Origin of the sequence: Enterobacter sp. C6 (assembly GCF_008122455.1) — a bacterium.
GTDB lineage: Bacteria > Pseudomonadota > Gammaproteobacteria > Enterobacterales > Enterobacteriaceae > Enterobacter > Enterobacter pseudoroggenkampii.
This window is the reverse complement of sequence record NZ_QPFW01000133.1, coordinates 1-9211: the sequence shown is the minus strand read 5'-3', so window position 1 is coordinate 9211 and position 9211 is coordinate 1. Positions and strand designations below refer to the sequence as shown.

Here is a 9211-nt window from a genome sequence, read left to right as displayed (position 1 = left end):
TGGAAGAGGCGCTGGATGACCTGCGCCAGGCGATCGAACTGAACCCGCCGCACCTGTCGTGGTACCAGCTCACCATCGAGCCAAACACGCTGTTCGGTTCCCGCCCGCCGGTGCTGCCGGACGACGACGCGCTGTGGGATATCTTTGAGCAGGGTCACCAGTTGTTAACCGCTGCGGGCTATCAGCAGTATGAAACGTCCGCGTACGCGAAGCCGGGCTATCAGTGTCAGCACAACCTGAACTACTGGCGCTTTGGCGACTATCTAGGGATTGGCTGCGGCGCGCACGGCAAGGTGACCTTCCCGGACGGGCGCATTCTGCGTACCGCAAAAACCCGCCACCCGCGCGGGTATATGGAAGGCCGCTACCTGGAGCGTCAGCACGACGTCGAGGCGGCGGATAAGCCGTTTGAGTTCTTTATGAACCGCTTCCGCCTACTGGAGGCCGCGCCGCGCGCGGAATTTACACGTTACACCGGGCTGCCGGAGTCGGTGATTCGCCCGCAAATCGACGAGGCGCTGGCCCAGGGGTATCTCACCGAGTGTGATGAATACTGGCAGATCACCGAGCACGGCAAACTGTTCTTAAACTCCCTTCTTGAGCTGTTCCTCGCCGAAGAATCCTGAAGGCTGATTCAGGATTTTGCATCCCGTTCTGCCGGCTGAGGGAAAGGCTGGCAGAGTGCGGGGATGGAAATTACTCGTTCATATGCAAAACAGCTCAGACGCGAGCTGACAACGGAAGAAAGGCGACATTGGTATCTACTGCGCAGCCGCCGTTTCGAAAATTATAAATTTCGCCGACAGCATCCGGCAGGAAATTACATACTCGATTTCGCCTGCTGCGAAGCACGTCTGGCAGTTGAGCTGGATGGCGGACAGCATGATGAAAATCAGGAATACGATCGTCAAAGGACGTTGTGGTTAAACCAAAAGGGCTGGCACGTTATACGATTCTGGAACAACGAACTCTGGAATAACGAAGAGGCTGTGCTGGAAAAGATCCTTGAAACATTGCAAATGCTGCAACCCTCACCCCGGCCCTCTCCCTGAAAGGGAGAGGGAGCAAACCATCCCCTCGCCCCTTTGGGGAGAGGGTTAGGGTGAGGGGACCTTACTTCAGCGTCCCCACCAGCGCCTTCCGGCTATCTTCCAGCGACACCACGCGTTTACACACGTCTTTGCCGAACTGCTGGAAATCATCTTCCTGGTTCTTCCACTCGTTCTGAATAGAGGTTTGCAGGCCGCCCAGACTGCCCAGCACGCCCTGCAGCGGGTTACCGCCGCCTTTCAGCACCGCTTTGGCGCCCATCTCGTTGATGCTGTCCTGCAGGATGCCGCCCATCGCCTGGTTCACCAGCTGCTGCCCGTCGGCACGGACCTGATCAATCGCCTTGTAGTGGAAAGTCAGGCCGTCGGAACGCGTCTCGATAATCCGGTTCATCTGTTCTTTAAGCTGCTTATCAAGCTTCGTCAGGCGGGTGCGCATATTGCTGCTCTCCCCCACCTCTTTAGTGATGATCTTATCCAGCGCCACGCGGCTCTTTTCGACGCGCGTCAGGGCACCTTCATTAATCCACGGCAGCGCGGTACGCAAATCGGCCTGATAGTCTTTCGCCTGCTCACGCTGTGCGGCAGTCAGGTTGTACTGCTTGCCGTTAAAGGTGACGTTCCCCTGCGGCGTAATCACCAGATTGCCGTTCTCGCCTTTGACCTGCACGGTTTGCGGGCTTAACACCACGTCATCACGCGGGGTGACGCTACACTGATAATCCGCATGGGCGGTGAATCCAGTTGCCATCAAAGCAACAGCCAGCAACGTTTTGCGCATCTTAAACACTCCCTCAGACAAAATGGGCCAGCTAATGCTGGCCCCTGACTTCTTTATTAGTCCCACCAAACGTCGAAAAGTTCGCTGACGCGGACATCTTCCAGCTTGTGGTCCTCAAGCCATTTACGCACCAGCGCCTGATGTTCTTCGGTGCATTTACCCACTTCCTGGGTGCAGATCAGACCTTCCCATGCCAGGTAGCCGCTACCGTCGAAGGCCAGCTTGTTTGGCTCAATCACGTCGTTGATGAACGCATCCACGTCCTGATCGATCTGTTCTACACTGGTGCCTTCCGGGAAACGCCACGCAACGGAGAAGCCCACTTCCTGGAATTCTTCGATGTGCATCTTTTTACGCAGACGACGGCTACGATTCTTTGCCATTATTTCACCCTCTCGAACATTAAGTCCCATACACCGTGACCAAGACGATGGCCACGCTGTTCAAATTTCGTTACCGGACGCGATTCCGGACGCGGTACATAGTCGTTGCTCGCAGACTGGTTTTTGTAACCGTCCAGCGACGACATCACTTCCAGCATATGTTCCGCATACGGTTCCCAGTCGGTCGCCATATGGAAGACACCGCCCAGCTTCAGCTTGCTTTTCACCAGCTCGGCAAACGGCGCCTGAACGATACGGCGTTTATTATGACGTGCTTTGTGCCACGGGTCAGGGAAAAAGAGCTGAACCATGGTTAAAGAATTGTCAGGAATCATTTTGTGCAGCACTTCCACCGCGTCGTGACACATCACGCGCAGGTTCTCAACGCCCTCTTCATGGGCCGTTGCCAGGCATGCACCCACGCCCGGGGAGTGGACTTCAATACCGAGGAAGTTCTGCTCCGGGCGGGCTTTCGCCATGGTCACCAGCGAGGTGCCCATACCAAAACCGATCTCCAGCGTGACGGGTGCTTCGCGGCCGAACAGTTCAGTAAAGTCCAGAGGCTGCTCGCTGAACTCAACGCCCATCACCGGCCAGTAGTTGTCCAGCGCGTGTTGCTGACCTTTTGTCAGGCGGCCCTGACGACGGACAAAGCTGCGAATACGGCGCAGCGGGCGACCGTTTTCATCAAATTCCGGTGAAATGACGTCGTTTTTCATAAAAGAGTTGTCTGCTTGTGAGAATGTTCGGGAAACGGGCATTATCCAAAGTTAAGGCTTCTATGCAAGCATGGGAAAGATCCGGTTTACAGCAGATTGACGCTGTGCTGCAATCTGCGTCCCTGATTATGCGAATCGATGACCATGCAAGCCTCTCAATTTTCAGCCCAGGTGCTGGACTGGTACGACAAATACGGGCGTAAAACCCTGCCCTGGCAAATTGAAAAAACGCCTTACAAAGTATGGCTCTCCGAGGTGATGTTGCAACAAACGCAGGTCGCCACGGTGATCCCTTACTTCGAGCGTTTTATGGCGCGCTTCCCGACGGTGACCGATCTGGCCAACGCCCCGCTGGACGAGGTCCTGCACCTGTGGACCGGTCTTGGCTATTACGCCCGCGCGCGTAACCTTCACAAGGCCGCACAGCAGGTCGCGACGCGCCACAACGGGAAATTCCCGGAAACCTTCGACGAGGTGGCCGATCTCCCCGGCGTCGGACGCTCAACCGCAGGTGCGATTCTTTCCCTGTCGTTAGGCAAGCATTTCCCGATCCTCGACGGCAACGTAAAGCGCGTGCTGGCACGCTGCTATGCCGTCGACGGCTGGCCGGGGAAGAAGGACGTTGAAAAACGTCTTTGGGAAATTAGTGAAGCGGTCACCCCGGCCAACGGCGTCGAGCGTTTCAACCAGGCGATGATGGATCTCGGCGCCATGGTCTGCACGCGCTCAAAACCAAAATGCGAACTCTGCCCGGTGAATACTCTCTGCGTGGCGTATGCCAACCATTCCTGGGCGCAGTATCCGGGTAAGAAACCCAAACAGACGCTGCCGGAGCGCACAGGCTATATGCTGCTGATGCAGCACGGCGACGAGGTCTTCCTGGCCCAGCGTCCGCCGAGCGGCCTGTGGGGTGGTCTATACTGCTTCCCACAGTTTGAAGATGAAGACTTGCTGCGTGAATGGCTTAAAAAGCGCGGGATTGCTGCCGATAACCTGACGCAGTTGACCGCGTTTCGCCATACCTTCAGCCATTTCCACCTGGATATTGTACCCATGTGGCTTCCCGTGTCGTCATTTGCCTCGTGCATGGATGAAGGCACCGCTCTCTGGTATAACTTAGCGCAACCGCCATCAGTCGGACTGGCGGCTCCCGTGGAGCGCCTGTTACAGCAATTACGTGCCGGTGCAATGGTTTAGCATCGACAAGAAAAAGAGGAATGTGTATGGCCAGAACGATTTTTTGTACTTTCCTGCAGCGTGACGCTGAGGGCCAGGATTTCCAGCTTTATCCGGGCGATCTGGGTAAACGCATCTACAATGAAATCTCCAAAGAAGCCTGGGGACAGTGGCAGAAAAAGCAGACCATGCTGATCAACGAGAAGAAACTCAGCATGATGAACCCGGAACACCGCAAGCTGCTGGAGCAGGAGATGGTGAGCTTCCTGTTCGAAGGTAAAGACGTGCACATCGAAGGCTATACGCCACCGGAAAAATAACAGCGTGCGGGGGAAACCCCGCCGTTAAAGCAAACACAACACGCACTCCCGGAATGATGAAAAAACTTTTAGCGCTAGCCCTTGTTGCGCCGTTGCTTGTTTCGTGTTCGTCAAAAAAAGGCGAAGATTACAACGAAGCCTGGATCAAGGACACCAACGGTTTTGACATTTTGATGGGGCAGTTTGCCCACAACATCGAGAACATATGGGGATTTAACGAAGTTCTTATTGCCGGACCCAAGGACTACGTTAAGTACACCGACGCCTATTTGACCCGTAGCCACATCAACTTTGATGAGGGTACGATCACGATTGAGACCATTGCAGGCACTGACCCTGCAGCGCGCTTACGTCAGGCCATTATCAAAACCCTGCTGATGGGTGACGATCCGGGATCTATCGATCTCTACTCCGATGCCGACGATATTACGATCTCGAAAGAGCCGTTCCTGTACGGCCAGGTCGTCGATCAGACCGGTCAGCCGATCCGCTGGGAAGGCCGCGCCACGAAATTTGCCGACTACCTGCTGCAGACGCGCCTGAAAAGCCGCTCTAACGGTCTGAAGATCATCTACAGCGTCACCATCAACCTTGTCCCGAACCACCTCGACAAGCGTGCGCATAAGTACATTGGGATGGTGCGTCAGGCCTCACGTAAGTACGGCGTGGATGAGTCGCTGATCCTGGCGATTATGCAGACCGAATCGTCGTTTAACCCGTATGCGGTAAGCCGTTCCGACGCCCTGGGGCTGATGCAGGTGGTGCAGCACAGCGCCGGGAAAGACGTCTTCCGCGCGCAGGGGAAATCCGGCACGCCGAGCCGCAGCTATCTGTTCGACCCGCAGAGCAACATTGATACCGGTACCGCCTATCTGGCGATGCTGAACAATGTGTATCTGGGCGGAATTGATAACCCAACGTCGCGCCGCTATGCGGTGATCACCGCCTATAACGGCGGCGCGGGCAGCGTGCTGCGCGTCTTCTCGAATGACAAAGTGCAGGCCGCGAACATCATCAACAGCATGGCGCCGGGGGATGTTTACTCCACCCTCACCACCCGCCACCCTTCTGCGGAATCCCGCCGGTACCTGTATAAGGTGAATACGGCGCAGAAAAACTATCGTCGTCGGTGATCGGCACACCTTCTCCTGCAAGGAGAAGGTGTTCTGCTTCCCCCCACCCATACGAAAATGTTATTTGCATCACAATCCAAACTGCAAATTAATGTGGATTGCATTTTTTTGCGGGAGGTAACAAAACATATCGTTGCCAACTGATAGAATTGCATCAAATAACAACCCTGAATGTTCCTATAACAACATATCTCCCGCTCACTTGTGAGGAAAGTAACATGAACCTTAAGCTGCAGCTTAAAATATTGTCGTTTCTGCAGTTCTGCCTGTGGGGTAGCTGGCTGACTACACTCGGCTCCTATATGTTTGTGACGCTCAAGTTCGATGGTGCGTCAATCGGTGCCGTATACAGCTCGCTCGGTATTGCGGCGGTCTTCATGCCAACGCTGCTGGGGATCGTGGCGGATAAATGGCTAAGCGCCAAATGGCTGTACATGCTTTGCCATCTGGTGGGCGCGGGGACGCTGTTTATGGCAGCCCAGGTGACCACGCCGGGGGCAATGTTCATGGTGATCCTGCTTAACTCGCTGGCCTATATGCCAACGCTTGGGCTGATCAACACCATATCCTACTACCGCCTGAAATCCGCGGATATGGATATCGTGACCGATTTCCCGCCAATCCGTATCTGGGGCACCATCGGCTTTATCATGGCGATGTGGGGCGTGAGCTTCGCGGGCTTCGAACTGAGCCATATGCAGCTCTATATCGGTGCAGCGCTCTCCGTGCTGCTGGCGATCTTCACCCTGACGCTGCCAACCATTCCGGTGTCTAACCAGCAGAAAAACCAGAGCTGGAGCACCATGCTCGGCCTGGACGCCTTCGCGCTGTTCAAAAACAAACGCATGGCGATTTTCTTCATCTTCTCCATGCTGCTGGGCGCGGAGCTGCAGATCACCAACATGTTTGGCAACACCTTCCTGCACAGCTTCGATAACAATCCGTTGTTCTCCGGCAGCTTTATCGTTGAACATGCGTCGGTGATGATGTCCATCTCTCAGATCTCTGAGACGCTGTTCATCCTGACCATCCCGTTCTTCCTGAGCCGCTACGGCATCAAGAACGTCATGCTGATCAGTATCGCGGCATGGATGTTGCGCTTCGGTCTGTTCGCCTACGGCGACCCAAGCCCGTTCGGCACCGTGCTGCTGGTGCTGTCGATGATTGTTTACGGCTGCGCCTTCGACTTCTTCAACATCTCCGGTTCGGTGTTTGTGGAAAAAGAGGTGAAGCCTGAAATCCGCGCCAGCGCGCAGGGTATGTTCCTGATGATGACCAACGGCTTCGGCTGTATTCTGGGCGGCGTGGTGAGCGGTAAAGTGGTGGAGATGTACACCACCAACGGTATCACCAACTGGCAGCCTGTATGGCTGATCTTCGCGGCGTACTCGCTGGTGCTGTTCTTCGCGTTCATCGCGCTGTTCAAGTACAAGCACGTACGTGAACCACACGGTGCGCAGCCAATCGCGCATTGATTGTTGTGCCCGGTGGCGCTGCGCTTGCCGGGCCTACAAAACCAGACCGTAGGCCGGGTAAGGCGAAGCCGCCACCCGGCTATTTTATTCCAGACAGTACCCACCCTACCGACAGCAAATCCGCGCTGCCGCCCGGGCTCAGATTGCGTTCAATCAATGCGTTATCCATCCTAAGCAACGCCTCGCGGTCCCAGCCGTTAGCCAGCAGTTCCCGCGCGTAGCCCTGAACGTAGCGCAGCCCTTCCATGCCGCCGCGAGATACCAGATTACTGTCCTGATTGACGGCCATCAGGCGTAACAGCAGGCCGTGAAGTGAATGTCCGTTCCACTGCGCCAGCGCCTTACGCACCGTCGCAAAGCCGCTCTCCGCCTCACCGCGCGCGCCGGTTAAGCCGTACTGCTGGAACTGCCGCTCGCCAGCCGTCGCCTGCCCGCTGCGTGCGGCCAGCTCCCGCGAAACCAGCCCGCTGCAGATGTTACTCACCTCACAGCAGAGGCTGTCTGCGGAGATATTTTTCACACGACCGGCGGCGAAGCACAGTAAACCCAGGGCAAAAATCCCGCCCTTGTGCGTGTTCACTCCGTTCGTCGCGGCATACATCGCCTGCTCGCAGGCCAGCCCCATCGGGCGGAGAACGCGTAGCTGTTCGCCAGCGGGTTTATCCGCATGCGCGCTGCCCAGCTCGGCAAAGCGCGAAAACCACGGCGTAATCGCCGCGATGCTGCGGACGAACAGCGCGTGGTCCATATCGCGATGGGAACCGTTGTTGAGCCTGTCCACCAGCCCAGGCTTGGGCGTCAGCTCCAGCTCCTGCCACAGCGCCGCTTCGGCAAGCGCGGGCACGTCAGCCGGGCGCGGTTTAGTCGCGAGCAAACCAGTCATCGATCGTCTTCTCCACGCGGGAAACCACCTGCTCAACGGGGTGGTTGCGCGAACGGGAACAGGCGTGGGCGGGCGCGTCGCAGATCAGGCAGCGCCTGAGATTCGCCCCCAGCGACTGACGCCCGACGTGGCCATGCTGAGGGCAGATCACGTCCAGATCCCACAGCCTGCCGAGCGGGTGCGTCTGCTCCAGATCCGTACAGTGCGCTTTGATTTCCACCGCCGGATGGGCCACGCACCAGAGGGCTTCAGGTCCCGTCGGGAGCCATAGTACCTGGCGATCCAGCACCTGCCAGCGGTTCTCCCACAGGAGCTGGTCGCACATCTGCAGCGCCACGCCCATGGTATTGCGATAGCGCAGGCTGTCCTTGATTTCCCCAGGCGTGACCAGCGTGAGGGAAATCACCGGTTGTTGATAGTGCTCAAGCATGTCAGCCTGGCGCGCTGCGCGGCGCTCTTTCGCCGCCAGCAGTTCGTCAAGGCTGACACCCGCCCGCACGGGTGTCGCTAAAGTCATACTTCCTCCTTCACCTGTCGCACGGTGTCGATCACCCTGCCGTCGCGGTAGCGGATCACCCCGACGATTTTGTCGGTAAACTCAATCGGTTTCGGGACGCCGGTCAGGGAGATCGCCCGCTCATACAGCGCGTTGATATCCACAACCTTTAGCCCGGCTTCCAGCAGCCGCTCGCGGATCTCCGGGCGCGCCGGGTTGACCGCGATGCCGTGATCGGTAACCAGCACGTCGATGCTTTCGCCCGGCGTGAGGCGCGTGGTAACCCGCTTCACCACCGTCGGAATGCGGCTACGCAGCAGCGGCGCAACGACGATGGTCAGGTTCACCGCGGCGGCCACGTCGCAGTGCCCGCCGGACGCGCCGCGCATCACGCCGTCGGATCCGGTGATGACGTTGACGTTGAACTCGACGTCGATTTCCAGCGCGCTGAGGATCACCACGTCGAGCTGGTCGCAGCTTGCCGCCTTGCTGCCTGGGTTAGCGTAAACGTTGGTGGAGATCTCCACGTGGTTCGGGTTACGCGCCAGCGAGGCCGCCGCCTGGCCGTCAAAGCACTGGGTATCGAGCAGCTTTTCGATGAGCCCCTTCTCGTGCAGATCCACCAGGCTGCCGGTGATGCCGCCGAGTGCAAAGCGCGCCTTCACGCCGCTGCGCTCCATCTTCTCTTCCATAAAGCGGGTGCAGGCCGTGGCCGCCGCGCCGGAGCCGGTCTGCATCGAGAAGCCTGGTTTGAAGTAGCCGGAGTGTTCAATGACGTCCGCCGCATAGCGGGCGA

12 protein-coding genes are annotated in these 9211 nt (G+C 57.4%); 6 read left to right on the top strand and 6 right to left on the bottom strand.

Features of this window, described 5'->3' with window-relative positions; genetic code table 11:
- Both hemW and DOU50_RS02480 read left to right on the top strand, forming a co-directional pair.
- The coding region (gene hemW, locus DOU50_RS02485; protein WP_148768713.1) for a radical SAM family heme chaperone HemW at positions 1–626 on the top strand (626 nt) is incomplete at its 5' end.
- 63 nt (positions 627–689) lie between these two features.
- The gene (locus DOU50_RS02480; protein ID WP_148768712.1) at positions 690–1052 is read left to right on the top strand and encodes an endonuclease domain-containing protein; all 363 of its coding nucleotides are present in this window, start codon (positions 690–692) and stop codon (positions 1050–1052) included.
- 61 nt (positions 1053–1113) lie between these two features.
- On the opposite strand, the gene DOU50_RS02475 is transcribed toward DOU50_RS02480, so the two are convergent.
- The 3 genes from DOU50_RS02475 to trmB are packed head-to-tail and all read right to left on the bottom strand — an operon-like array spanning position 1114 to position 2932.
- Positions 1114–1830: a DUF2884 domain-containing protein gene (locus DOU50_RS02475; RefSeq protein ID WP_024906551.1), complete on the bottom strand. Its 717-nt coding sequence runs from the start codon at positions 1828–1830 to the stop codon at positions 1114–1116.
- Positions 1831–1886: 56 nt separating this feature from the next.
- Positions 1887–2213 carry a YggL family protein gene (locus DOU50_RS02470; protein WP_014885198.1) on the bottom strand — a complete coding sequence of 109 codons (327 nt, stop codon included), beginning with the start codon at positions 2211–2213 and terminating at the stop codon, positions 1887–1889.
- Positions 2213–2932, bottom strand: coding sequence for a tRNA (guanosine(46)-N7)-methyltransferase TrmB (gene trmB / locus DOU50_RS02465; protein WP_023333355.1), 720 nt, complete (start codon positions 2930–2932; stop codon positions 2213–2215). The genes DOU50_RS02470 and trmB overlap by 1 nt, the downstream gene beginning before the upstream one ends.
- 144 nt (positions 2933–3076) lie before the next feature.
- Between trmB and mutY the strand changes: the two genes are divergently transcribed.
- The 4 genes from mutY (at position 3077) to DOU50_RS02445 (ending at position 7036) form a co-directional block, all read left to right on the top strand.
- Positions 3077–4129, top strand: a complete 1053-nt coding sequence (gene mutY / locus DOU50_RS02460) for an A/G-specific adenine glycosylase (RefSeq protein ID WP_175557797.1) — start codon at positions 3077–3079, stop codon at positions 4127–4129.
- A 26-nt stretch (positions 4130–4155) separates the two neighbouring features.
- Positions 4156–4428, top strand: coding sequence for an oxidative damage protection protein (locus tag DOU50_RS02455; RefSeq protein WP_023309138.1), 273 nt, complete (start codon positions 4156–4158; stop codon positions 4426–4428).
- Between the two features lie 56 nt (positions 4429–4484).
- Complete coding sequence (gene mltC / locus DOU50_RS02450) at positions 4485–5561, top strand: membrane-bound lytic murein transglycosylase MltC (RefSeq protein WP_024906549.1); 1077 nt, start codon at positions 4485–4487, stop codon at positions 5559–5561.
- A gap of 218 nt (positions 5562–5779) precedes the next feature.
- Positions 5780–7036, top strand: coding sequence for a nucleoside permease (locus DOU50_RS02445; RefSeq protein WP_008499767.1), 1257 nt, complete (start codon positions 5780–5782; stop codon positions 7034–7036).
- A 79-nt stretch (positions 7037–7115) separates the two neighbouring features.
- Here DOU50_RS02445 and citG read toward each other — a convergent pair whose 3' ends face one another.
- The 3 genes from citG to DOU50_RS02430 all read right to left on the bottom strand — a co-directional run.
- A complete protein-coding gene (gene citG, locus DOU50_RS02440) occupies positions 7116–7919 on the bottom strand; it encodes a triphosphoribosyl-dephospho-CoA synthase CitG (protein WP_148768711.1) in 804 nt (267 codons plus the stop codon).
- Positions 7897–8436 carry a citrate lyase holo-[acyl-carrier protein] synthase gene (gene citX / locus DOU50_RS02435; protein ID WP_024906547.1) on the bottom strand — a complete coding sequence of 180 codons (540 nt, stop codon included), beginning with the start codon at positions 8434–8436 and terminating at the stop codon, positions 7897–7899. Before citX ends, citG begins: the two co-directional genes overlap by 23 nt.
- A partial coding sequence (locus tag DOU50_RS02430) for a citrate lyase subunit alpha (protein WP_322742056.1) occupies positions 8433–9211 on the bottom strand: 779 nt, incomplete at its 5' end. The genes citX and DOU50_RS02430, both read right to left, overlap by 4 nt.

Excerpts from the sequence above, each read along its gene's own strand:
- DOU50_RS02445 (WP_008499767.1), top strand. The coding sequence starts at position 5,780 with ATGAACCTTAAGCTGCAGCTTAAAATATTGTCGTTTCTGCAGTTCTGC.
- DOU50_RS02475 (WP_024906551.1), bottom strand. The coding sequence starts at position 1,830 with ATGCGCAAAACGTTGCTGGCTGTTGCTTTGATGGCAACTGGATTCACC.
- citG (WP_148768711.1), bottom strand. The coding sequence starts at position 7,919 with ATGACTGGTTTGCTCGCGACTAAACCGCGCCCGGCTGACGTGCCCGCG.
- DOU50_RS02480 (WP_148768712.1), top strand. The coding sequence starts at position 690 with ATGGAAATTACTCGTTCATATGCAAAACAGCTCAGACGCGAGCTGACA.
- DOU50_RS02470 (WP_014885198.1), bottom strand. The coding sequence starts at position 2,213 with ATGGCAAAGAATCGTAGCCGTCGTCTGCGTAAAAAGATGCACATCGAA.
- mutY (WP_175557797.1), top strand. The coding sequence starts at position 3,077 with ATGCAAGCCTCTCAATTTTCAGCCCAGGTGCTGGACTGGTACGACAAA.
- citX (WP_024906547.1), bottom strand. The coding sequence starts at position 8,436 with ATGACTTTAGCGACACCCGTGCGGGCGGGTGTCAGCCTTGACGAACTG.
- trmB (WP_023333355.1), bottom strand. The coding sequence starts at position 2,932 with ATGAAAAACGACGTCATTTCACCGGAATTTGATGAAAACGGTCGCCCG.
- DOU50_RS02455 (WP_023309138.1), top strand. The coding sequence starts at position 4,156 with ATGGCCAGAACGATTTTTTGTACTTTCCTGCAGCGTGACGCTGAGGGC.
- mltC (WP_024906549.1), top strand. The coding sequence starts at position 4,485 with ATGAAAAAACTTTTAGCGCTAGCCCTTGTTGCGCCGTTGCTTGTTTCG.